Origin of the sequence: Psychrobacter sp. ENNN9_III (assembly GCF_001462175.1) — a bacterium.
Classification (GTDB): Bacteria; Pseudomonadota; Gammaproteobacteria; order Pseudomonadales; family Moraxellaceae; genus Psychrobacter.
Window position 1 is genome coordinate 1 of sequence record NZ_LNUO01000084.1, and the last position, 25857, is coordinate 25857.

Consider the following 25857-nt stretch of genomic DNA (forward strand, 5'->3'; position numbering starts at 1 on the left):
GGGGCCCAAGGAGTAAATTGTCAAAAAAAAGGCTAGGATGCATGTGTCGTTTATGCTTCTAGCCTCTTTTTTTTGGAGTTAATAGAATAGAGCTTTAAAAAAACAATATAAACTGTTTAATTTAGTAGATGATTGCGTATTAAATCAACAAGATAAGGTTGATAGTACGCTGGAATATCATGTGCCATGCCTTCAATTAAATGAAACTTTGCATTTGGAATGGTCTTGGCCACTACGCGACCTTGCGAGGCCGGCAGTAAGCCGTCCGCACTACCATGAATAACGATGGTCGGCGCTTTGACTTGTTTACTGAAGCGACTAATAGAGCCTGATGCCAAAATAGCATTCAACTGTTGCACCGTACCTAGCGGGTGAAAGTTACGTTGATAGCGAAGTTTGGCAATTTCGCGTACCGTTCGTACATTAACATGACCGGGCGTCCCTACTGTTTTCATAAACCAAACACTATGGCGCACAATATCACGCTCAGAATGACTCTCAGGGCGATTGATCAAGGTATATAACTGCTTAGGTTTAGGTGGCTTTAAAAAAGCGCGATTGGTCGTGGTAAACATCAGCGCTAGACGCTCTACTAAACTTGGATAGCGCGCTGCAACGATTTGTGCAATCATACCGCCCATCGAGGCACCAAGCAGATGCGTACTACCAAGATTCAAAGCCTTGATCAGACGTACAGTATCTTCTGCCATATCGGTTAGATTGTAAGCGACCTGTTGGCTCTTGTTGGACAGCCCTGTTTGCAAACGCAGCATCATCTTAAGCTGGCTCACACGCGGCAATCCTTCAATCTGAACTTTAGAAGACAAACCAATATCACGATTGTCAAAACGAATCACAAAAAAACCAGCATTAATCAGACGTTTAATAAAGTCATCTGGCCAAAACACCATTTGCGAACCAAGACCCATAACCATAAGCAGTGGCGGATGCTCAGGATTTCCGCCAGCTTCGACACATAGGTTGATACCATCACCGATATCGATCATGGCTTGATAAAGATGATCGCTTAGATCTGAAGCGCGCCAGTTATGCGCACCAAGCTTTTCCCAAGCAGGTGTAGGGTAGCTGTGTGCTGAATCAGCAGATATTAGAGGACTATCAGAAATATCAGATAAACCTGTCACCTCAGATGAGCCTATAGCCTGTGTGTCTATAGACTCGTTTGAGCTGGAATAAGGGGCGTCATTGGCATAATTCGAATTCGTCATGAGATATCCTAGTTAGCGTTCTGTAAATCTAGACTTCCATCATCTCAAAATCTAACTTACCAACACCGCATTCAGGGCACGTCCAATCATCAGGAATATCGTCCCATTTAGTACCAGGAGCGATACCTTCTTCAGGGCAGCCAAGCTCCTCGTCATAGATCCAACCACACACAATACATTCATAACGTTTCATACATAATCCTATCAATTATTACTAGTTCTATCGCTATTAGCAGCTTGCAAAAACGCACGTAGTTTATCATAGAACAATACTTTACGTGGTTAAGTTTACACTTGTATATTGAGATAAGTAAGCATTTATCAAGTTATAGGTTTTATTTTAGTTAGCGTAATTGACCTTGTCTGTTTACGTTTTCCCATCAAAATAGCAGCCATTATGTTATGATAAGCGCCGCTAACTTGTGCATGATCTGCACTTTTACTACTGTATATGATTTCAAAGAAAGGGTTACTATGAGCGTTACTACCGCTGCTATACCAGTTGATAACAAGTCCGAGCTGTCTTATGCGCGTAATACTGCTCACCCATTCTGGCAAATTATACGCACTGTACCTGACTTTCCAAAAGCCGGCATTGATTTTTATGATATTACACCGTTACTGCGTAGTCATATTGATGAAGTCGTTGATGCGCTTCTGGCAGCATTACCCAATGGACTGATTGATGAAGTAGACTGTTTGGGAGCGGTTGAAGCACGCGGTTTTGTATTTGCAAGCTTACTGGCAGGTCGATTGGGTAAAGGGATGATACTGCTACGCAAACCGGGCAAACTGCCTCCGCCAGTTGCCAACAAGGCTTATGCGCTAGAGTACGGTAAAGATACGCTTGAGATGCAAAACAACCTGCCGCCTGAGCGTGTCCTATTAGTTGATGACATCTTGGCGACCGGTGGCACGCTTACGACTGCTTATGAGCTATGCAGATCAGCTGAGCATACGGTAGTAGGTGCTTTAGTACTGCTTGATCTAGTCGATCTACATGGTGAATTTCCAGTACCTGTTTATACCGTTTTAAAAGCTTAAAATTGTGAACGTGCATAAAAAAGCGCTCTGACGGTTAAGTTAGAGCGCTTTTTTATTGAATAAGGGTGGCTATATCGTTTTGTATAAATTATTAGCGTAACGCTGCCAATGTCTGAGCCAGCTCCTCACGTGCACCAATAAAGCCGTCAATGCCTTTGGGCAACAAGTCTTGTGTGATTTTATCCTGTTGATATTCGTGGATGAAGGCTTCATGAGTCAAGCTGACCTTTTTCATAGCATCTGCCTCTTTAGCCATAGCAGGCGAGAGTTGGGGCGTGACGGTCACATCCATTGCGGCGAGCTCATCGATAAGGTTTGGGGCAATAGTTAGTAAGTCGCAACCTGCTAGCGCGATTATTTGCTCAACTGAGCGAAAGCTTGCTCCCATCACTTGTGTGTCATAGCCGTGCTGCTTGTAGTATTGATAAATAAGCTTTACGGATATTGATAAATAAGCTTTACGGACTGTACCCCCATATCATCAGAGACGGGGACGTTTTGGCGATTTTGTTGGCGTTTTTGCCAATCTAAAATACGTCCAACAAAAGGTGAGATGAGTGTTACCCCTGCATCAGCACAAGCGACGGCTTGGTGTTGTCCAAATAATAACGTTAAGTTGCAATGGATACCTTGAGTCTCAAGGTAACGCGCCGCTTCAATCCCTTGCCAAGTAGCCGCCATTTTAATCAAGATACGCTCAGAGTCGACGCCTGCTTTTTGGTAAGCTTCCATAAACTCTAAAGCCTTATCAATGGTCGCTTGTGTGTCGTAAGATAAACGAGCATCGACCTCTGTAGATACGCGGCCTTCGATCAACTCTAAAATATCGCAGCCAATTTGAATGGTAAGTGCGTCGATGACTGCATCTACATTGCCTTGATGTTGGCTCATGGTTTCTAGCAGCAGCGCTTGATTGTCAGAGTTAATAAGCGCTTTCGTGATTAAGCTTGGATTGGTGGTCGCATCGATAGGTTTTAGTCGCGCAATAGCGGCAAGGTCGCCTGTATCTGCAACAATAGTGGTCATGGTGCTAAGTTGTTGTAATGCGCTCATCATATATCCTTATGAAAACAGTTAACGGTAGCCATTCGCCTAATAGCGGTATGGCTCATATGAAACTGTAGCACAATTTGCTATGTAATTTTGCATGATAGTTTGGCTTGTACTGTTCTATAGCGCATATATACTGAGCAACCATAAAAAAGTTGGCGCTTTATTATAATTTTGCGCCATTTAATTTATTTACGCATGGGCACTGTGCGCGGTTTTTGCTATAGTAGAGGCGGTCGATTGTTTAGCGATCGAATTTACCTAATATTAACTTTAAAAGATAAGTTATAAAAGCTAGGTGATAAAAACCGAATTATAAAAACTGAGTTACCAAATACAGCTGAGCTATAAATAAGTTATCGTCAATCGTAAGCGATCAAGTCAGATAATTGGTAGACAAAGAAATAGAAAAAAGACACCTCAAATATATTAGTGAAATGCTAAATCCGTTAGTATTTAAGATTGTAGTGACACCTAACAGTAATAAAAAGGATGGGCGGTAATGAGTGAGCAGTCATCAGAGCAAAACACAAATAATCTAAATCCAACTGCCGCAGGCGCAAACGAAACCTCGACCGATCAAGCGTTTTTGAACCAGCTGCGCCAGAGTATTGATGCAGTAGACTCTGAAATCCACACACTGATTAATGACCGTGCCAAGCTGGCTCAGCAAGTGGCGACTGTCAAAAAAGAGCATGTGGCAAAAAATGAGGTCGCCGCTGAACAAAACCCCATTTTTTTATCGTCCCGAACGTGAAGCACAAGTATTAAAAGCAGTCATGGAGCGCAATACTGGTCCAATCGCCGACGAAAAGATGGCACGTTTGTTCCGTGAAATTATGTCGGTTTGCTTAGATTTAGAAGCACCGCAGCGTATTGCGTTTTTAGGTCCAGTTGGTACCTTTACTCACGCTGCCGCCTTAAAGCATTTTGGTAAAGCTGCTGACACAGTACCGATGACGACCATTACTGATGTGTTCCGTGAAGTTGAAGCAGGTACTGCTATGTATGGCGTGGTACCCGTTGAAAACTCTTCAGAAGGGGTAGTCAACCATACCCTGGATGGGTTTTTGTCTTCATCATTAAAGATAATTGGTGAAGTTGAGCTGCCCATTCATCAAAACTTTTTAGTCGCTGAGCATACTAAGGTTGAAAGTCTAAGCCGTATTTACTCCCATCAGCAGTCGCTTGCCCAATGCCGTCATTGGCTCGATGTTAATTTCCCTAGTGTTGAGCGCGTTGCAGTATCAAGCAATGGTGAAGCGGCTCGTCGTCTCAAAAACGAATGGCATTCTGCTGCCATTGCCGGTGATGTTGCTGCTGCCGAGTATGATTTGCATAAGCTGTATTCAAATATTGAAGACAATCCTAGCAATACCACGCGCTTCTTAATCATCGGTCATGAGGCAATTGCACCATCAGGACAAGATAAAACCTCGATTGTGGTTTCAGCTCATGACAAAGCTGGTGCATTGATCGAAATCCTCAAGCCATTGTCGTATCATGGTGTATCGATGACTAGTATTGAGACCCGACCTGAACGTCCTAATAAATGGGCTTATGTATTCTTTATAGATATGAACGGTCATATTCAAGATCCAAACGTTAGCGCGGCTATCGCTGATATACGTCCATTAGTGAAGGATGTGCGTGTACTAGGCTCATATCCGAAAGCAGTGCTATAGTCTGTTTACCATAAAAGAGTTATAGCGTTAACCTTGCTTAAAGTATGAAGTATACATCTGCCCTTGGTTGCCTTATAACTCTTTTGAATCGAAGGAACTATGGAAGCTAGGTTAGGTAAACGACTCTTTGTTATTCGTTCATTGTTGGTATTAATACGTAATAGCTGGACATAACATTTAAGGATAAATCATGCAGCCTACTAAATCGACAGAGCTAGAACTGTCACCGCTGACTCCAGCTTATGACAGTATCTTAGAGCTGGCACCGTATCAAACTGGTAAGCCAGTTGAAGAGTTGACTCGCGAATATGGCGTTTCTGATGTGGTAAAGCTGGCGAGCAATGAGAATCCAATAGGATGTTCTCCGCAAGTAACATTGGCTATTACTGAACAGTTAGGAAAGCTGGCGCGTTACCCAGACGGAAATGGTCATTATTTAAAGCAAGCGCTTTCTGACTTCACTGATGTGAATATAGAGTGTATTACTTTAGGCAACGGCTCCAATGACTTGCTTGATATTTTGGCACGCAGCTTTGTCAGTGCTGATGATGCGGTGGTGTATAGTCAGTATGGATTTATCGTCTATCCGATGGTAACGAAAATGCAAGGAGCAACAGGTATAGAAGTGCCTGCGCAGCGATTTAGCCATGACTTGGATGCTATGCGTCAAGCAGTAGAAGATAATCCCAATACCAAGATGGTTTTTATTGCCAATCCTAATAATCCAACAGGCACTCAGCTTCAGCATAGAGAACTGCACAAGTTTGTTGCAAGCGTCCCAAGTTCGGTATTGGTAGTATTGGACGAAGCCTATATTGAGTATAGCCCTGAAAGTAATAACCGTGCGCTGTTAGATGAGTTTAACAATGTGGTTATTGTCCGCACTTTTTCTAAAGCTTATGGCTTAGCAGGTCTGCGCATTGGTTACGCACTCAGCTCAACTGCCGTAGCGGATCTGCTTAATCGTATTCGCCAGCCATTTAATGTCAGCCGTGTTGGACTTGCTGGAGCAGTTGCGGCACTTGGCGATCAAAGCTTTATTGAAGAAACGCGTAAAACCAATCAAGAGCAAATGCTTTGGTTAGAAAAACAATTTGATGCGTTGGGACTGGCATTTATCAAGTCACATGCCAACTTCATTATGGTGGAAATAAAAGTTGAGATGGAAGATATAACCGCTATTTCTATTTATCAGGCGTTGCTAGAGCAGGGTGTTATAGTGCGTCCATTGGCAGGTTATGGTTTGCCTAATTGGTTGCGTATTACTGTTGGCATCGCAGAAGACAATTTACGTCTTATTGATACGCTGCGCTCCATCTTAACCAATGATTAAATAAATACTGTTAGTCTAGGATGTACTGAATATAGATAATTTCAGTATCTTTAGATGAATACCATCTGTGTCATAATCGGATGTTCGTCACTCCTTTATCATTAATAAAAAGTACTGTTTCTTTCATTAAATTTTTATAACGCTAATCTAAACCTACGCTTAAGCTTGTGTAGACATATGGATTGGTTTGTTCAACGAGAAACGCCGTGAGTAGCAAAAAAAAACAATCAGAACAATAATAAACAACCACTTTCAAACGCTCAGTCGCCCTTATTTAAGCAAGTTTGCGTGATTGGTTTAGGGTTAATCGGTGCCAGCCTTGCTCAAGCAATCAAAGATAATGGTCTAAGTGAGCGCTTGGTGGCGGTAGATAGGCATGCGCCAAGCATTGATGAAGCCATCCAGCATGGTTTACTTGATGCTGGTAGCTCTATCATTGGTGACGTGGTTAGTGGTAGTGATTTGATTGTCATTGCTGTACCGGTACAAGCCGTACAAGCGGTATTTACCGATATCAAAAACGCAATGGATAATGGCCAGCTCGCGACTGATTGCGTTATTACCGATGTGTGTAGTACTAAGGTCAATATCATTGAGGCTGCAAAAGCCGTATTTACCCCATTACCTGTAGGCTTAGTGCCTGCACACCCGATTGCTGGTGCCGAAAATTCAGGGTATCATGCCAGGCGCGCCACATTATTTGCCAATCATAGTGTCATCATTTGCAAGCTACCAACGACCAATTCTTCCGCGATTGCCAAGCTACGTCGATTGTGGGAAGCAGTAGGGGCTACAGTCATGGCAATGGATGCTGAGCATCATGATGCTATATTGGCGCATACCAGTCATTTACCGCACCTGCTGGCGTTTAACCTTGTTGAGCAGCTGGCAAGTCATGACGATAATTTAGATATGTTTCGCTATGCAGCAGGCGGGTTTCGGGACTTTACTCGTATCGCTGCTAGCGACCCCAAGATGTGGCATGATATATTTTTTGCCAATCAAAGCGCGATTGTGAGCGCCCTTGATGAGTACAGCGTCTATCTACAGGACATACGCCAACTCATCATTGATAAAGATTCAACCGCCCTGATGGGCCTATTGGGCCGCGCGCAAGCCGCACGGCGACATTTTGGCCATATGTTAGCCAGCACCCCTTATACGGATACCTCTGCTATGTCAGCTTCTTACCTTATCTCTCCTAGTAACACCGTCACAGGCACCATTGCTATTCCTGGTGACAAGTCTATCTCCCATCGTAGTATTATGTTAGGTAGCCTTGCGACAGGTGTGACCAATGTCACTGGTTTTTTGGAGGGGGAGGATGCACTCGCAACCTTACAGGCATTTCGTGATATGGGCGTGACAATCGAAGGTCCTGATAATGGCAATCTGACTATTCATGGCGTTGGTATGAATGGCCTAAAACCAAGTAAAACGCCGCTCTATATGGGCAATTCAGGTACCAGTATGCGCCTGCTGTCCGGTATTTTAGCCGCGCAAACATTTGATAGCGTGTTGACAGGCGATACCAGCTTAAATAAACGTCCGATGGAGCGTGTCGCAGCACCACTTCGAGAGATGGGTGCAGTCATTCAAAGTACTGGGCATAGTGGCACAGCGCCGCTTAGTATCACTGGTCGTGATAATGTTGGCAAGCCGCTCCAAGGCATTGAATATGATATGCCAGTGGCATCTGCTCAGGTGAAGTCTTGCTTGCTATTAGCAGGACTTTGGGCAGAGGGCACAACGACCGTCACTCAGCCTGAAGTTAGCCGCGACCATACCGAACGTATGCTGTCAGCCTTTGGTTATCCTGTGACCGTCGATGGTAATCGTATTAGCGTTGAAGGCGGTGGTACGCTCACAGGCGGTGATATCGCTGTCCCTGCTGACATCTCATCTGCAGCCTTTTTTACGGTAGCCGCTGCCATCAGTCAAGGTAGCGAGTTGACCTTAACACAAGTTGGTATTAACCCGACACGTACGGGTATTATTGATATCTTAAAGCTAATGAATGCTGACATTAGCCTAAGTAATGAGACTCATGTAGGCGGTGAGCCAGTCGCTGATATTACGATTCGTAGCTCAAACTTGGTTGGTATTGAAATTCCAGAGTATCTTGTGCCACTCGCAATTGACGAGTTCCCCGTATTATTTATCGCTGCTAGCTGTGCACGCGGTCGTACAGTATTGACTGGTGCAAAAGAGTTACGCGTTAAAGAATCAGATCGCATTGCGGTTATGGCAGAAGGGCTACAAACCCTTGGCGTTGATTGTACGGTTACTGACGATGGTCTAATCATTGAAGGGCAAGGTATTCAAAGTCAAAATGGTGAAGTAAATAATAGCCAACCTGTATTTGGTGGCGGACATATCACCTCGCATCATGATCATCGTATTGCCATGAGCTTTGCCGTTGCTAGTCTACGTGCCTCTCAACAAATTACCATTGAAGGGGTTGAGACGGTCAACACCAGTTTCCCAGGATTTGCTGAGCTTGCCAATCAAATCGGTATGTCTATTCAAGTTAATCAAGGCGATGCGTAACCATCTCTAAACTTAAGGTTTTATTTTGCTATTATTAAAAGTACTTAGACATTAATTAAATGTAGCAAAATATTAAACCTACTAAGAACAAACCTAAACGAGGATTAATTTGAAATATTTTTGACCTTTATACGCTATTTTAATATGCAGTCATCGTTAGCAATGTGTTGATACCTAAATGGGTAGAACGCATTGCTTTTTACTTTTATCCTACATGTAGTGACCCTGCGCTCTTACCACTAAATCTTTATAGTTTATAAAAATAGGTGAGGTCGCGCTTTGCTCTAATAAGTTGTCTTGCCTTATGACTACCCAAAATGTTGTTAAAAAACCAGTAGTCCCGATTAAAACTACGCGAAGCGGTATCGTCACTGCACTAATCGCTTTTTGTATATGGGGCGCGTTTCCTCTATATTTTAAACAGTTAGCGGCTTATAACGCGACAGAAATCATTGGACATCGCATTGTTTGGACATTTGCCTGTTTGCTAATCGTCGTGGTTGTGACCAAGCGCTGGCAATGGATAGATACCTTAAAGCAAAATCCAAGATGGATAGCGTTGACTTTTTTGTCAGGTATTATTATTGCGACCAATTGGCTCACTTACGTGTGGGCTGTCAACCACGATCGTATCCTTGAGGCGAGTTTGGGATATTTCATCGGTCCATTAGTTGGCGTTGCTTTATCGATGATTTTATTTAAAGAGCGCTTGCGATCCTTGCAGTGGGTAGCGATTGGTTTTGCGCTATTGTCTGTGATCATTCAAGTGGTCATGCTGGGAAGCTTACCATGGCTATCACTGATTCTCGCCTTTAGTTTTAGTACTTATGGTACTATTCAGCGCCAAACGCCTTTGACTCCTGTTGATGCAATGTTCGTTGAGACCACGATGCTCGTACCTATCTTTATTTGGTGGTTTTGGCAAGCTGATGTGGTCAGTAGCCAGCTTGGCTTTTGGTTTACGTCAAATATTTGGCTATTAATGTTGGCAGGTCCGATCACTTTGATACCGCTATTACTATTTAATAGATCGACAAAGCTGGTCGCCTATAGCATTTTAAGCTTTATGAATTATCTGACACCGACCTTTATTTTCTTTTTAGCGGTGTTTTATTACAAAGAGCCTTTTGATTTGCATCGTTTAGTAGTCTTTGGCTTGATCTGGCTCGGTCTGCTATTATTCAGCATTGACCTATGGCGTCATAGGCCTAGTAAGGTACTAAAAACCGAGCGTTTACGTGAAGAAGCTTTGCAACAAGCTAAATAAAAACTGAGCGAAACGTTAGAATCAATAACCTAAACGAAAAATTAGCGAATAAGGATGAAATTATGTTTCATACCGAATCTGATGTGGTATTTGTAAAGGGTCTAAAAGTAGAAGCAGTGATTGGTGTATACGCGTGGGAGCGCGCCATTACGCAGCCCTTATTGATTGACATAGCGCTTGAGACTGATATAAGTGCTGCCGCAGTCTCTGATGATGTCAAGGATGCGCTAAACTATAAAGCGGTCTGCGATGATGTTAGCGAATGGTGTCAAGATATTAGGGCGCAATTGCTTGAGCATCTGGCTGGGCAAATCGCTGATAAACTACTAGCAAAATACATCTGTCATAAATTAACGTTAAGCATTGCTAAACCTACAGCTATCAAGCCCGCTGATGCAGTAGGGGTACAAATCACCCGTTATGCAAAAGATAATAAAAACAAGCCCGCCGTAAGCAAGGCCAATGATACATAATATGCATAAGAAATTGACTGATTTGAACTTTGAAACACTAAAGGTTTGTGCACCCAAAGCGTTGCGAGCGCAGTCCGTGACGGCAGTATTATTGGCTTTGGGTAGTAATCATCAAGCTGAGTATTATTTGCCACGTGTTTGTGAAAGTCTAGCCGCGTTAGGCGACATGCAGTTGTCTACTGCGTTTCAAAACCCTGATTTTACCGCGACTCGAGAGCAACCCAAACCTGACTACACCAATCAATGTGCTTATCTTTCGCTCAAATCTGAGATGCCTTTATCGCAGCTGCAGCAAATTTTTAAGCAGTTTGAACGTGATTGTGATCGTCAACGTTTAATAGAAGCGCAGTCGTCAATAAAAAAGGTCACCATGGATATTGATGTCTTAATGATTAAACCCGCTCTCGTTAAAAATAGCCTAAGCAGTAATATAATATTTGAATGGCCAGAGCAATGGATAATAATGGCAGACCGTTATCCATTTAAAGAGCATGAAAATATAGGAATTAAAGAGTTAACTACAAATGTTGTTTTTAGTGCTGAATAGATCGGCTGAAGTATTGTTTGATGTGAAGAATAGTTAGCGCTAATACGCTCATAACACCTTAATCTTCGTTAGCAAGACTTATGGGGGTTTTTGTGGCCATAGCAGCTCGATAGGGAAGTGTAAATATCTTGTCAAAGAGCAAAGTGAAAACAAAGGTATATACTAAAAAAGAGAGAGTAAGAGAAATCTCCATGGTAAGAGCAGTCCATATGCCAACGCCATACCAAAACATATAAAGTGGTAAACAAACTAAAGTAAGCCCACCTTCAAATAATATTGCGTGGACACTACGTATCTTAAAAGTACGAACTTTGATTTTATTGCGTCGCTCCCAATATTCGAAGAGAGTGTTATAAATGAAATTCCAGACAACAGCGGTAATAGCTATGATCACAGCAAGTATCAATGACTGCTTGGTATCACTACCGCTTAATACGACGAGAATGAATGTTGTCAACATGACAGCAAATATTTCAAAAAGTGTGACATAAAGCACACGGCGTTTGATAGGACCTAAGGTAATCAATTCAAACTCCAGTGTGCTTTTTTAGGCTTTTAGATTCGATAACAAGTTATCAGCTGCTACTATTTATCTTTTGCCTCATCCATGTCTTCTTTATCGATAACATCTATATCTTCTAAACATAGTTTGTCATATTCTTTTTGACAAAAATCAGGATCAATTTTGCACATTGCTTTTTGCAGCTGATCTAAGCGTTTTTCAGACTGCTGGATGTGATTGAGCATCTTGGCAAATGCTTCAGCGACTGGATCTTGTGAAGAGGGGTCAATACCATAAGCTTGGAAAGCAGTGGCGCGTGCCGTGCTTTGCGTTGTAGGTTTAGATTGTGCCGCCTGCGCTGCTTTTTCTTGCTGCTTTGCATCATCTACTTTAGTTGTAAGTGGATTGCCTTTTTCATCATGATGCTCTGAAATCATGCGAGCTGCGCTACCGACCATCGTTGCACCTGCTGGCACAGTCTTTACGACTACTGCATTTGAGCCAATTTTGGCATTTTTGCCAACGGTGAATGGCCCCAAAACTTTTGCTCCAGCACCAACAATAACACCATCTTCTAAGGTTGGATGGCGCTTACCATTATTCCATGATACGCCGCCCAAGGTGACGCCATGATATAAAGTGACATCGTTACCAATCTCAGCAGTCTCGCCAATGACCACACCAACACCGTGATCAATAAAGAAGCGCTTGCCAATTTTGGCTGCAGGATGTATCTCAATGCCAGTCATAATGCGTGAGCCATAGGATACCACGCGGGCCGCGAGCTTTTGCTCATTTTGCCATAAGCAGTGGGCCCCGCGATGCAAAATAAGCGCATGAATACCAGGATAAGTTAAAATAACTTCCAAGCTGTTGCGAGCAGCAGGATCGCGATTGAACACTGCATCGATATCTTCTTTTAGGTCTTGTTTGATGCTAGCGAGCGATCTGAATAAGGCAGTTGGCAATGACATAAATCGTCCTATCTATTCTTGAATGAAATATATTGAGTGAAGTACAGTCAGCGGTAAGACAGTTATGCTACTTTTTTAAAGATTCATCTATAAGCATACACTTTTAATAGTAAGGTTTTTAGCCTGTTTGCTCACTCATCTTCAAGTTATACCAGCTTTGCATCCTAAAATATAGCGTTGAGCTATAAAATATCAATAAAAAAGTAAATCAATATTTGTTTGGATTTTTTAGACAGTTTTCAATCTATTGATAGTTTGGCAATAAGTGCGCTTAACAGCTGAAATTCTTTTTGATCAAGCTGTATGCGAGAGCCAAGTCGAGACAAGCGCGAAGGCAATGATTTTAAGTTTTCACTGTCAGCCAATTTGCGTTGAACCATTAATGCAGTGGTACGCTCAGTAAGCTGTTGCAATTGCTGTTGGGTAATCGCTGGCTCATCCCATTGCTGGCGCGTATAAGTATTGAGCATAGGGTGTCTAGTCGTCTCTAAACCGTCAGTCACATCTAATTGATCATAATCGGCTTTGTTGTCAGTTTTAACATGTGTTTGTGCGTAAGCGAAGATAAAACTGGCAATCACTTGGACGGCTGATGCGACGTTAAGCACTGGATAGGCAGGATTGGCATCTATTTGAATATGGTAGTCTGCATAAGCCAACTCTTCGTTGGTTAAACCTCGATCTTCACGACCAAATAAAATAGCGATATTAGGTTTATCAGTAGAAAAAGTGGACTGTCTATCAACAAAGTCAAACATGATTTTGGCGGCTTGCGTGGGAGTGACTACAGGGCGCGGTAAGTGGCGACTACGACTACTGGCGGCGAAGACCAACTGACAATCCGCTATTGCAGATTCTAGTGTCGGCGTAATAACTGCTGATGACAATAGATCACTGCCTCCTGCTGCATGTGAAACGCTGGTCTCATCGATTGGAAGTTTAGGATCGACGACTGTCAAACGTGACAGGCCCATGGTATGCATTGCTCGTGCTGCTGAACCGATATTAGCAGGTAAAGTGGTATTAACCATGACGACTTGCAAGCAAGACAAATAGTCAGCAGCGGTGGATGTTGAAGAATGGGATGATACGGTTAAGTCAGAGATGCTCATTATGGATTTAGTCTTTTATTGATTTCTAGTTCGACATGCTGCAATGCTAATGCAATGTCTTCTATTAGGTTTGCCTGTTGGTCAATTTTACGCTCACGGCAATGCTCTTGTAGCTTGTGACTCAAAACTATAAGCTGAGTTGCTCCTATATTAGCACTAGCGCCTTTTAGTGCATGGGCGATTTCAAAGCCGTTGGCATTGTCATCCGCTTTTTGCGCTGTACGTAGCGTTACAATACGCTGTTTGCTATCAGTAATGTAAGTTCTTATCAGTAATTCAAAATCTTCTTCGAACAAGTCACGTAAATCTTCGAATTGTTCATGATCGATAATATCGTTATCTAAGTCATTGTTTATAGTATATTTTTTAAGGTGGAATTCGGTCATTACTACATATCCAATGTCAAAATAATTGTTTTTAATTTTCTATATTTATAGTATTAACTATAATGAAAATGCAGGTTGTCTTCAGTTACCATGCTCTTTAACTGCTGTAAATTGTCGTCATTAGGATAGACGCGCCAGTGTTCAGACAGCCCTATATTAGCAATAGCATAACTTTCATAAATGCTCAAGCCAAGTGGTAAGCAATTATCATTGATTGAGTCGTCGGTATTGCTCAAAGCGTTGTTGGCATAGCTGCTGCCATTTTGTTGAAGTGTGTCTTGATTCATATCATTTTCTAGCGCCAACAAGTCGTTACCATCTTCATCATATAAGCTACCACCTATAATAGGATCATAGACACTAGTGTTATTACTGTCTTGCTCGTCCTGATCATTATTATAAGTCAAGCGCGGTGCTGGGATAATGTCAGCTTGTGCTGATTTGAGCAGTGGCTGCAAACGCGTGAGTAATTGAATATCACTACCGTGTATTTTAATACTGATTTTTTTGAGCCAACGCAGGCGCGCATCGACCATACTCATGGCGTTATCTAGACGGGCAAATAGGCGTCCATCACGCTCCCGGATGCTGCCTTTGATGATGACCACTTCATCTACCTTTAGCTGGTCTTTGACGCGATTAAAGCGTTCGGCATAGCAGCTGACCTCCAGTCGTGAGGTGCCGTCATCTAAGGTAATCACATTTCGGTTGCCAAAGTTGGCAATATCGATAATAAGGCCGGCAAAGTAGCAGCTGCCGTTGTAGCCTGTGTCTGTAAGCTTATCGAGACGAGCACCGGAGGTGTAGCGCTTTAATTCATCCAAATACTCATTAATAGGATGACCCGTCAAGTACAATCCCAACGTGTTCTTTTCTGCTTTGAGGCGGTGTTTATCACCCCAAATTAGATCGGCAGTCATTTTGAGCGGTGGGGCGGCGACCACACCGTCCATCTCACCAAACAAGTCCATCATGCCAAGCTCATTGTTTTGGCGGTCTTGCTCCGCGGCCTGTACCGCGCTTGGCAACTGACTCATCAAGGCGCCGCGAATCTCATAGGCGGCATCGCTTGGCAAATCAGGGCGCAGCGTCGCGGCAAAGTCATCAAAGCAGCCAGCACTGACCAATGCCTCAAGCGTACGTTTATTGACTTTTTTGATATCGACCCGGCGGCAGAAGTCATATAAGTCCTTAAACGGCCCACCGCGGCGGCGCGCATCGACGATAGACTCCACCGCACCTTCACCCACGCCTTTAATCGCGCCAAGTCCATAAATGATATTGGTTGGCGTATCAGCGACAAAGTGCCACTCACTGCGGTTTACCGATGGATTGTCTACAGTTAATCCAAAGTTTTCACGGCAGTCATTGATAAAGAACACCACGTTGTCAGTGTTGTTCATATCGGATGTCAGTACTGCGGCCATAAATTCGGCAGGATAATACTGCTTGAGATAAGCGGTCTGATAAGCGAGTACACCATAAGCGGCGGAGTGCGAGCGGTTGAAACCGTAACCGGCAAACTTCTCCATCAAGTCAAAGACGCCGCCTGAAGTCGCTTCATCGATGCCTTGCGCGGTAGCACCAGTGACAAAGATATCGCGCTGTTTGGCCATCTCTTCAGGTTTTTTCTTACCCATGGCGCGGCGTAACATGTCCGCGCCACCCAAGCTATAGCCCGCCATGACCTGCGAGATTTGCATGACCTGTTCTTGATAGACAATAACGCCGTTGGTGTTCTCGAGGATCGGCTCAAGATTGGGATGGTCATAGATGACTTCTTCGCGGCCATGTTTTCGGTCGATATACATCTCTACCATACCAGCATCGAGCGGGCCTGGACGATAGAGCGCACACATGGCGATGACGTCTTCGATATTAGTTGGTTGTAGTTTGGCCAAGTATTTTTTCATACCCATACTTTCTAGCTGAAAGACGGCTGTGGTTTTGGCATCTTGCAAGAGCTTGTAAGCCTTTTTATCATCTAAAGGTAAATCTTCTAAGACTAAGGCGTCTTTACTTTCTTTAGCACGGCGCAGGTTGATGTTTTCCACCGCAGCGTTAATAACCGTTAAGTTACGTAGACCTAAGAAGTCAAACTTTACCAGACCCACATCTTCGACATCATCTTTGTCAAATTGGCTGACACGGTGACCATCATCATCGCAGTAAATGGCGCTAAAGTCAGTGATTTTATGCGGGGCAATAAGGACGCCACCGGCGTGCTTGCCGACGTTACGGCACACGCCCTCTAATTTGACGGCCATCTCCCAAATTTCGATGGCATCTTCATAATCCATGTTGTCAGGGTTGGAGATTAAGTCTTTGAGCTGCGGCTCTTGTTCGAGCGCTTGAGACAGGGTGATGCCAGGCGTTTTCGGAATCAGTTTAGAGATTTTATTGGCCAAAAAGTACGACTTGCTTTGTACCCGCGCCACATCACGCACCACCGCTTTTGCCGCCATCGTACCAAAGGTGATGATTTGTGAGACCGCTTCACGGCCATAGGTTTGGGCGACATAATCGATGACACGGTCGCGGCCTTCAATACAAAAGTCAATATCGAAATCAGGCATGGAGACACGTTCAGGGTTTAAGAAGCGCTCAAATAATAGGTCGTAATGAATGGGGTCGAGATCGGTAATGTTGAGCGCATAAGCGACTAGTGAGCCGGCACCAGAGCCGCGACCTGGCCCCACAGGGACGCCATTGGCCTTGGCCCAGCGGATAAAGTCCATAACGATTAAGAAGTAACCGGGGAAACCCATGGATAAGATGATATCGAGCTCATACTCTAGGCGCTCATCGTACTGCTTACGAAAGTCGCTCCAGCTCTCGTCGCGCGCTTCTACAGGAAAGAGCTTGTCTAAGCGATGATTAAGACCGCGCTGCGACTCTGCCCGAAAAAAAGACTCAATGGTCTCGCCCTCTGGCACAGGAAAATCAGGCAATACATTAATGCCAAGGGTCAAGGTCACATTGCAGCGGGTTGCTAAGCGTAAAGTGTTGTCAACTACCTGCGGAATATCGGCAAACAGTTGCGCCATCTGTTCTTGAGTCTTCAAATATTGCTCATCTGAATACAGACGCGGACGATTTGGGTCAGCCAGTACATAAGAGCCTGCAATACAAACGCGGGCTTCATGAGCATCGAAGTCTTCTTGCTCTAAAAAACGCACATCGTTGTGCGCGACAAGGGGTAGATGATGCTTAGCGCCAGCGTGGATAGCGGCTTTGATAAAAGCATCTTCGCCTGAGCGATTGGTGCGCTTGATCGCAAAGTACAAGCGATCAGCAAAATGCGCCTGCCACTCAGCGATCAGCACATCGGCATTTTCTGGCATAGAGCTGACTAGCGCCTGTCCGACGTCTGATTTTTCACCGAATAAGACAATAACACCAGCAGCATGCTCTAGGATGTGATGACGCTTGATAACAGGCATGCCGTGATTATCAGGGTCGGCGCGGCCTTCGGTAAAGCCAAGCGAGACAATACGGGTGATGTTTTGATAGCCTTCGTTGTCCATGGCCAGCAGTGTCAGTCTGGTGTCTTCATCATCCATGATAACTTCGCTGCCGATGATAGGCTTGATACCAGCACCTAGGCAGGCACGATAGAACTTCACTGTAGCATAAAGGTTGGATAAATCAGTTAACGCCAGTGCACATTGATTATCGGCAGCAGCGGCTTTAATAAGCGGCTTGATGCGCACGATAGAATCAGTGATGGAGTATTCGCTGTGAATGCCAAGGTGTACAAATGCCATAGAGGACTCTTACTAATACAATCGAAAGGAGGTGAGCTGCTAAGAAAATAAATTTATTATTATCAATGCTTTGAGTGGATTTTTAAAAGTAATTAGAAGTAAATAAGACGTCGATAGCCATATTTATTCATTTTAAATTTAGCTGCTAATAATAGCATTATTTGGCACAGACAACCACTGATTCAGCTACTAGGTGTTATAAGAGAAAGACTGGAATTGGTTTCTAGATTTGCGAAAACTCTTTGATATGATCATGATATAAAGACGTTTTCTAGGTCAGCAAAGAATATATTAAAGGTTTAATATTTTGCTTAGTCTTTGTCCATTTTATCATGTTTTAGCAACCTACCTAACTGAATCGAGCGAGCTGATAAGGTTTGGGATCAATAATATGACTTTCATCAAAATAGTATTCGGCAATCATTTTTGCACTTACAACAGCTTGTGTTAAGCCTAAATGCTGATGGCCAAAGTTTAAAAACACACGCTCAATCTTATCTATAACAGGGAGAGAGTCAGAGGTTGATGGACGAAAGCCCATCCATGGCACATTATCGTTGGAATTTAAGGGAGTCTTTAGCATAGGCTGCGCATGCTGTAAGAATATGTGCGCTCGCTGCATATTGGCAGGAGCTTCAAGTCCTGCATATTCTACTGTGCCCGCCAAACGTAAACCCTCCTGCATCGGTGTCATCACAATGCGCCGATCTAAACTGGTTACGGGAGTCTGTATGCGTTTGCTTTCATGAGGTAACATCAAATGATAACCACGTTCGGTATCTAAAGGAACATTGACCCCCGTTAATTGTTTAGCCAAGGCTTTTGAATGAGCACCTGCTGATAACATCACTTTGGAGGTGGTGATATCCCCTTGATTGGTCTTCAAGCGAATGCTATCTACATCAGTGTGTGCTTCAAGAACACGGCAATGTTCAACAATCTCACCACCAAGGTGTCTAAAAGTACTGCTAAGCTGAGTGATTACCGCTGTTAAATTGGTGATATGTCCTGTGTTTGGGAAAAACAACGCTGCTAATTGATTATTTTGTAAGGCGGGTTCATTTTCTAATAGCATCTCTTTGGTCAGTAGTTCATTGTTCACGCCAACATCGTTAAGACGCTGGCCTTGGGTCATGAGCAGATCAATGCCACTTGTTTTTTCAGTGGTCAATAACGAACCTTTTACTTCTATCCAATCGTCTAATTGCCACTGTTTAGCAAAGTCTAACCATGCTTGAAGGCAGTTAGTATTTAAGCTTAATAACGCTTGATGAATGCGCTCAAATGGTTCAGGATGCATATTCAGTAGTAACTGAATGGCCCAAGGCATCAAACGAGGTAAGTAACGCCAGTCTATGCGTAGCGGTCCTGTTGGATTCAATAACATGGCTGGAATATGACGGAGCATGCTGGCATCAGCTATGGGAAATACATGCTCCGGCGCGATATGTCCGGCATTGCCAAATGACGCGCCTTGTCCAACTTCATTTGCCTCCAGCAATGCTACCTTTACTCCTCGTGCTTGTAATGTCACTGCAGTCGCAAGCCCAATAATACCGCCACCAATAATGTGTAAGTCAAAATTTGAAGTAATCATAAAGACTCTCGATAGTGCTCATGTGCTCAGTTTAAAGAGGATAGAGTAGTTAAGGATAGAGTAGTTAATGTCATGACTGTCAGCTAATTGAATCCAATATACTAAGCTTAGAAAATGTCCAAAGAATTCAGCTACATTTATCTTCTTTTGTAAATAAAGATACTCAACTTAATTACCTATTGTCGTAAATCTAACTACTGCGGATCCAACAGTTCAATCCAGTGCTTCACTGGTATGCTTGCTCGGCTACTTAAGTGTAGTTGACAACCTATATTAGCGGTCACTATCTGCTCTGGATGACCAATCGTCAAGTCCGCAAGCTTATTGGTTAGTAATTGCTCACTCAGCTCAGGCTGCAATATCGAGTAGGTTCCAGCAGAGCCGCAGCATAAATGCTTGTCTTTAGTAGGCGTGAGCTCAACGCCGGCTTGCTGCAAAATTTGTTCAACTAAGCCGCTGAGCTTCTGAGCATGTTGTAATGAGCAAGGGCAGTGTACGGCTGTTCTGCGCCCTTTATCTTGCAATTGCAGCTGACTCAAATCCTCTTTAATCAACACCTCTCCTAAATCACGAGCAAGCTCGCTAACCCGCTGGGCTTTGGCAGAATAAGCACTATCGTGGCGTAGTTTTTTACCATAGTCTTTGACCATCGAGCCGCAGCCTGAGGCGCTAATAACAATAGCTTCTACGCCGTCTTCAATATAAGGCCACCAAGCATCGATATTGCGGCGCATGAATGCCAACCCTTCTTCATGGGCTGGCATGTGATAACTGACGGCACCGCAGCAACCGGCTTCGGGCGCAGTAAATAAGCTAATACCTAATTTGTCGAGCACGCGAGCGGTCACAATATTGGTATTTGGAGTCGCTGAGGGCTGCGCGCATCCTGCCAATACTAACATTCGGCGTGTATGCTGCTGGGTCGGCAAAGCGCGCTTGATTTGTTTGATGGGTACTTGTTGCTTTAAATCATGAGGTAAAAAGGATCGAAACAGTTGTCCTAAGCGTAATAAAAGCCCGAAGCGCTTCGGATAGGGCAAGATTTGGCGTATCAACCAGCGCAACATTTTTTGTTGTAGTGGTCTCTCTAGTTGCTCTTCCATGATGCCGCGGCCTATCTCAGCCAAGCGGCCATATTTTACGCCAGAAGGGCAGGTGGTTTCGCAACTACGACAGGTTAGGCAACGGTCTAGATGCGTTTGTGATTTTTCGCTAATGTCACCGGTCTCAAGCAGCTGTTTGACTAAATAAATACGTCCACGTGGACCATCTCTCTCGTCGCCCAATTCCTGATAAGTGGGACAGGTGGCATTGCAAAATCCACAGTGTACGCAGCTGCGTAAGATAGCATCCGCTTCTTTGATTTCTGGATGATCCAGATACTTTACATTAATTTGGGTACGCATAATATTTTCCTATTGCATTCAGCTATCATGTAAAGCTATTACGCTCAGATAGGGTATGCAGCCATTACATCCAACTATAGAGACGACCCGGATTAAAAATGCCCATGGGATCAAAAGCATGTTTGAGCCGTTGATGTAGCCTACGCAGCGGCTCGGGTTGAGTATGAAAAACATCCAGCTGCCGATCGCCTCCACGGTAACGGCTCACTTGACCGCCCATACTCTTGGCGAGTGCCTCTAGTGATTCAGTATCGAAATCACCGCGCAGCCAACGTTGGCTACCGCCCCAATCTAGCAGCCACTCTTTATCTGACAATACATGTTCAGCACTACTATTGACTGAGAATCGCCATAAAGGTGCTTGACCTGAAAAATAATCTAACTGCTGCTCGCGTAGCTGTGTCCATAGATTATCACCGTCTTCTAATACCACACCTTGCCCCTGCTTAACCGTGCTGTCGACTGCACTACGCGCGCCTTCTAGACGTAGATAAAGCTGATTCTCAAACCAACAAGCAGCCGTCAATGGATTTGGCAGTCCTGCCAAGCGATTCATCTCCTCTATTGCTTGCGCTGCATCCATCTCGCGTTTGAGGGTAATAGTAGTAGCAGGTTTGGGCATGACCTTTAGGCTGATCTCGCTAATAACACCTAAAGTCCCCATCGCTCCAGCCTGCATTCTTGAAACATCGTAGCCGGCGACGTTTTTCATCACTTGACCGCCAAAACGTAGCGCTTCGCCTCGACCATTGATTAGCCGAATACCGAGGACGTGATCTCGGACCGAGCCATTCCAAGGACGTCCTGGACCTGAGAGATGACACGCTAGCGTGCCCCCCAAAGTAGCCTGTCCATCAAATAGCGGCGGCTCAAACGCGAGTCTCTGATTATGTTCACTCAAAGCGTTATTAATCTCGGTCAACGGCGTGCCAGCGCGTGCGGTCAACACCAGCTCAATCGGCTCGTAACTCACAATACCACTGTGCTCAGCAATATTAAGCGGGACACCCTCGGGCGTGCGACCCATAAACGCCTTGCTGCCACCGCCAACTATTTGTAATTTGCTACCATCAACACCCGCCTGTTTAACTCGCTCAATTATCTCAGCACTGATATCCTTCATGCTGGTGCTCCCTGCTGTGGTGGCTGACTCACTGAATCGTCCATTACCTTGTTAAGTGCTCGGTATTCCTGACAATTTTTTAGGACAGGAATACCTTTACCTGGATTGAGCGTACCAACAGGATCAAAAGCGGACTTAATAGCATGAAATTGACGTAATTCCTGCTCATTAAATTGCACACGCATTTGGCGTATTTTTTCTATACCGACGCCATGTTCACCAGTAATACAACCGCCTACTTTGACACAAAGCTCTAAGATACGAGCGCCAAACTCCTCAGTTTTTTCAAGCTGACCTGGTATATTGGCATCGAATAATATCAGTGGATGCAAGTTACCATCACCGGCATGAAAGACATTGGCCACGCGTAAGTTATAGTGCTCCGAAAGTTTTTGCATTTCAGTCAATACATAAGCCAGCTGGCCACGAGGAATAGTGCCATCCATGCAATAGTAGTCGGGTGAGATGCGGCCTACTGCTGGAAAGGCGGACTTGCGACCTTTCCATAACAAAGCACGTTCCGCCTCGCTTTGAGAAACTCGAGTTGAGGTGGCTCCTAGTTGGGTTAAGAGCCGCTCAACTTCGATGATTTGCTCTTGAACTTCCGCCGCCGTACCATCTAATTCACATAAAAGTAGCGCTTCTGCATCGGTAGGATAACCTGCTTGAGCAAAAGCTTCGGCCGCTATAATAGCGTGGCTATCCATCATCTCAAGCCCAGATGGGATGATGCCTTTAGCAATGATGCCGCCTACCGCATCACCAGCTGTCTGTACGTTATCAAAACCGGCCATGATGACCTGTGCCTTTTCGGGACTGGGCAGTAATTTGACCGTCACTTCGGTGACTACGCCAAGCAAACCCTCAGAGCCAGTTATCAAGGCCATCAGATCAATGCCGTTACTGTCCAGCCCCTCATTACCAAGGCTAATCAAGTCTCCTTCGACGGTGACCATTTCTACTTTTAACAAGTTATGTACCGTCAGCCCGTATTTGAGGCAATGTACACCGCCTGAGTTTTCGGCGACGTTGCCGCCTATCGTACAAGCAATTTGGGAGGAGGGATCTGGACCATAATATAAGCCATGTACGGAGGCCGCCTCACTGATGGCTAAGTTACGTACGCCGGGTTGCAAGCGTGCCGTGCGTGCTAAAGGGTCTATCTCGAGGATATGCTTAAAACGCGACAGTACTAACAGCACGCCATCAGGATTAGGCATGGCTCCGGCACAAAGCCCGGTACCTGCTCCGCGAGCGACCACCGGAATCTGATAACGATGACAAATACGCATGACTTCTTGTATCTGCTCGACCGTATCTGGCAAGACGACTAGCAGCGGCATATCACAGTAAACAGACAGACCATCACACTCAAAAGGCTTTTGGGTCTCCTCATCACTGATCACATATTCGGGCTCAATAAAATCGCGAAACATGCTCGCTAACGTGGCTTTATCAGGTCTTTTACTCTCAATCATATGGCCCTCCTTAGCTTAGGATCTGCTGAACACCTACTTTGTTACCCGATTTAATATCCCACCACTGCCGCATCGACAATGCGCGGATCAGATGAGCCGTAGACACCATTTGGCGTCAACATAATGGACTGCGTTGAGCCCATTGTGGCTTTTGGACTGACCGTATGTCCCATTGATTCGAGTTTTTTAACCGTGTCAATATTTAGTGCCTTTTCAGTGCGAATCTCATCAGGCAGCCATTGATCATGAATACGCGGTGCATGCGTGGCCTCTGCGATATTCATATCATGGTCGATGACATTGGAGATGATTTGGGTGACGGTAGTAATGATACGGCTACCACCGGGGCTACCAGTCACGATATAAGGTTTGCTGTCCTTAAATACTAATGTTGGACTCATAGAAGATAGCGGACGTTTATTGGCTTCAACGGCATTGGCGTCACCACCAAGTAAGCCATAGCCATTAGGCGTGCCTGGCTTAGCAGAAAAGTCATCCATTTCGTTGTTAAGTAAAATACCGGTACCTTCAGCGACAAGGCCAGTGCCGTAAGAGAAATTCAGCGTATAAGTATTGGCTATCGCATTGCCGTCTTTATCAACGATAGAGAAATGCGTGGTTTGATCGCTCTCGTAGGGTAAGGGGTTGTTGGCTTTAATCGTGGCTGCTGGCGTGGCTTGGTTTGGATTAATCAATGTACGCAGCTTATCTGCATACGCTTGGGAGGTAAGACCGCTGGCAGGGACATCGATGAAGTCCGAATCCCCTAAGTACTCAGCTCGATCGGCATAAGCCAGTTGCATTGCTTCCGCCATTAAATGAATGGTTTGCGCGCTATTTTGCCCGTAGTCTTTAAGTGGATAGCCCTCTAAGATATTTAAAATCTGTACGATGTGAATACCACCAGAAGAGGGCGGCGGCATAGAGACAATCTCATAACCACGGTAGTCCCCTTTGACTGGCTCGCGAGCGATGGCTTCGTAATTAGCCAAATCCTGCAAGCTCATACTGCCGCCAGCGTCATTAACGGCTTTGACTAATTTATTCGCGGTCTCACCTTTATAAAAGCCATCAGCACCTTGCGCGGCAATTAATTTCAGCGAGCGAGCAAGTTCTGGCTGCTTTAAGCGTCCCCCAGGTTGATAGGCGCTGCCGTCAGGTTTAAAGAATATCTTCTTGGTGCTGGGCCATTTTTGCAATCGATCGCTTAAGGCTTCTAGCGATTCCGACAAGCCCGCAGTGACTTCTATACCGTCCTCAGCTAGTGCAATTGCTGGCGCCATTACTTGTTCGCGGCTCATGGTGCCATGAGCTTCTAACGCTTTTAAAAGCCCTGCGACTGTCCCCGGCACACCAATAGCTAAACCATGAAAGCGCGATAAGTCGCTGACGGCGTTGCCTTCTTCATCGAGATACATATCACGCGAGGCACTACTCGGTGCTTTTTCACGGTAATCGAGCGCCACCGTTTTGCCCTTCTCGGCATCATAAATCATCATAAAGCCGCCGCCACCGATGTTCCCAGCGCGCGGTAAGGTAACGGCTAAGGCAAAGCCAACAGCGACGCCAGCATCAACGGCATTGCCACCGTCTTTTAGAATCTGTAAGCCAATGTCAGAGGCCAATGCTTCTTGAGTGGCGACCATGCCGTTCTTTGCCCAGACCGGATGATGGATAGCATCTTCAGAGTAGATGGCTTGATCGGCTTTGGCATTGCTAGTCGTTGAGGTAAGCGTATTGGTTTTCGCTCGGGTGATGCGCTGAGTCTCAAGTACGACCGTTGGGTTGTCCGTCATGATGGCGAGATTGATGGCGCTAGTATTGATCGAGGTATCATTTATCACATTGGCATCAGTTGGTGCAACGGGTTCAAGCGCATGAGCAGATACAGACAGCAAGATTGTACTGCTAATCAATAGCATCGCAGATTTTAATGTCGTTTTTAATACTATTTTACTTTGATAATTTTGGTGGTTGTGAGAGGAAGTAATATCGTTATGAGGTTGAGAAGGTATTTTTTGCATCGCAAATTCCTTTTTACGAGTAGGTGGGAAATCACACAAGAGTGATAAAAAAAACGGTTAGATATTTATCTATATATAGCAAGTTATATAGATAGTAACGAATATACAAGCTAGGTCAAAGCAGTTTATCAACTTTTATATTTTAATATTACTAGAGCGTGTCCTCAATCTGAACGAGTGAACTTCTAATGGGCTAAAAATGGCTATATTTCCGTACCATTCTCAGAGAAAGAATTTTTAAAGTTAATTAAAATATCAGATTGATTTGAATGTAAATGTGGAGAACTAAAAAGCGCACCGTTCATACGAT

Annotated in this window: 17 protein-coding genes and 3 pseudogenes; 7 read left to right on the forward strand and 13 right to left on the reverse strand. The window is 44.5% G+C overall.

The features are described from left to right. Positions 1-116: 116 nt before the first annotated feature. On the reverse strand, positions 117-1007 hold the full coding sequence (locus PENNN9_RS05380; RefSeq protein ID WP_256713861.1) for an alpha/beta fold hydrolase: 891 nt from the start codon (positions 1005-1007) through the stop codon (positions 117-119). Positions 1008-1257: 250 nt separating this feature from the next. Then, the gene (locus PENNN9_RS05385) at positions 1258-1422 is read right to left on the reverse strand and encodes a rubredoxin (RefSeq protein WP_058368698.1); all 165 of its coding nucleotides are present in this window, start codon (positions 1420-1422) and stop codon (positions 1258-1260) included. Between the two features lie 281 nt (positions 1423-1703). Here PENNN9_RS05385 and PENNN9_RS05390 point away from each other — a divergent pair, with 281 nt between their 5' ends. Further along, complete coding sequence (locus PENNN9_RS05390; protein WP_058368699.1) at positions 1704-2273, forward strand: adenine phosphoribosyltransferase; 570 nt, start codon at positions 1704-1706, stop codon at positions 2271-2273. Between the two features lie 91 nt (positions 2274-2364). On the opposite strand, the pseudogene PENNN9_RS05395 reads toward PENNN9_RS05390, so the two are convergent. Continuing rightward, positions 2365-3326 (reverse strand): annotated as a pseudogene (locus tag PENNN9_RS05395) (transaldolase). A 499-nt stretch (positions 3327-3825) separates the two neighbouring features. Here PENNN9_RS05395 and pheA point away from each other — a divergent pair. The 6 genes and pseudogenes from pheA (at position 3826) to PENNN9_RS05425 (ending at position 11178) form a co-directional block, all read left to right on the forward strand. Further along, positions 3826-5008: pseudogene (pheA, locus tag PENNN9_RS05400) on the forward strand (prephenate dehydratase). A gap of 190 nt (positions 5009-5198) precedes the next feature. Continuing rightward, positions 5199-6341 (forward strand): histidinol-phosphate transaminase, encoded by a 1143-nt coding sequence (gene hisC, locus PENNN9_RS05405; RefSeq protein WP_058368700.1) that lies wholly within the window; start codon positions 5199-5201, stop codon positions 6339-6341. A 267-nt stretch (positions 6342-6608) separates the two neighbouring features. After that, a pseudogene (locus tag PENNN9_RS05410) lies at positions 6609-8891 on the forward strand (bifunctional prephenate dehydrogenase/3-phosphoshikimate 1-carboxyvinyltransferase); the annotation flags it as partial. 304 nt (positions 8892-9195) lie between these two features. After that, positions 9196-10158 carry an EamA family transporter RarD gene (gene rarD / locus PENNN9_RS05415; protein ID WP_058368702.1) on the forward strand — a complete coding sequence of 321 codons (963 nt, stop codon included), beginning with the start codon at positions 9196-9198 and terminating at the stop codon, positions 10156-10158. A gap of 62 nt (positions 10159-10220) precedes the next feature. Beyond that, positions 10221-10631 (forward strand): dihydroneopterin aldolase, encoded by a 411-nt coding sequence (gene folB / locus PENNN9_RS05420; RefSeq protein WP_058368703.1) that lies wholly within the window; start codon positions 10221-10223, stop codon positions 10629-10631. Between the two features lies 1 nt (position 10632). Beyond that, entirely contained in the window at positions 10633-11178 is a 546-nt protein-coding gene (locus PENNN9_RS05425; protein WP_058368715.1) for a 2-amino-4-hydroxy-6-hydroxymethyldihydropteridine diphosphokinase, read from the forward strand. A gap of 58 nt (positions 11179-11236) precedes the next feature. Here the strand turns inward: PENNN9_RS05425 and PENNN9_RS05430 are convergent, their stop codons facing one another. The 10 genes from PENNN9_RS05430 to ggt all read right to left on the reverse strand — a co-directional run bounded on the left by PENNN9_RS05430 (position 11237) and on the right by ggt (position 25445). Further along, positions 11237-11704, reverse strand: coding sequence for a PACE efflux transporter (locus PENNN9_RS05430; protein ID WP_058368704.1), 468 nt, complete (start codon positions 11702-11704; stop codon positions 11237-11239). A gap of 59 nt (positions 11705-11763) precedes the next feature. Then, a complete protein-coding gene (cysE, locus tag PENNN9_RS05435; protein WP_058368705.1) occupies positions 11764-12654 on the reverse strand; it encodes a serine O-acetyltransferase in 891 nt (296 codons plus the stop codon). Between the two features lie 239 nt (positions 12655-12893). After that, positions 12894-13766: an RNA methyltransferase gene (locus PENNN9_RS05440; protein ID WP_058368706.1), complete on the reverse strand. Its 873-nt coding sequence runs from the start codon at positions 13764-13766 to the stop codon at positions 12894-12896. Further along, on the reverse strand, positions 13766-14152 hold the full coding sequence (locus tag PENNN9_RS05445; RefSeq protein ID WP_058368707.1) for an Hpt domain-containing protein: 387 nt from the start codon (positions 14150-14152) through the stop codon (positions 13766-13768). Before PENNN9_RS05445 ends, PENNN9_RS05440 begins: the two co-directional genes overlap by 1 nt. 53 nt (positions 14153-14205) lie before the next feature. Beyond that, on the reverse strand, positions 14206-17919 hold the full coding sequence (gene dnaE / locus PENNN9_RS05450) for a DNA polymerase III subunit alpha (RefSeq protein WP_058368708.1): 3714 nt from the start codon (positions 17917-17919) through the stop codon (positions 14206-14208). 349 nt (positions 17920-18268) lie between these two features. Then, entirely contained in the window at positions 18269-19516 is a 1248-nt protein-coding gene (locus PENNN9_RS05455) for an NAD(P)/FAD-dependent oxidoreductase (protein ID WP_058368709.1), read from the reverse strand. Positions 19517-19710: 194 nt separating this feature from the next. Further along, positions 19711-20922 (reverse strand): glycolate oxidase subunit GlcF, encoded by a 1212-nt coding sequence (glcF, locus tag PENNN9_RS05460; protein WP_058368710.1) that lies wholly within the window; start codon positions 20920-20922, stop codon positions 19711-19713. 64 nt (positions 20923-20986) lie between these two features. After that, positions 20987-22045 carry a glycolate oxidase subunit GlcE gene (gene glcE, locus PENNN9_RS05465; RefSeq protein ID WP_058368711.1) on the reverse strand — a complete coding sequence of 353 codons (1059 nt, stop codon included), beginning with the start codon at positions 22043-22045 and terminating at the stop codon, positions 20987-20989. Next, positions 22042-23523: an FAD-linked oxidase C-terminal domain-containing protein gene (locus PENNN9_RS05470; protein WP_058368712.1), complete on the reverse strand. Its 1482-nt coding sequence runs from the start codon at positions 23521-23523 to the stop codon at positions 22042-22044. Before PENNN9_RS05470 ends, glcE begins: the two co-directional genes overlap by 4 nt. 50 nt (positions 23524-23573) lie before the next feature. Further along, positions 23574-25445 (reverse strand): gamma-glutamyltransferase, encoded by a 1872-nt coding sequence (gene ggt / locus PENNN9_RS05475; protein ID WP_413771739.1) that lies wholly within the window; start codon positions 25443-25445, stop codon positions 23574-23576. Positions 25446-25857 lie beyond the last annotated feature (412 nt).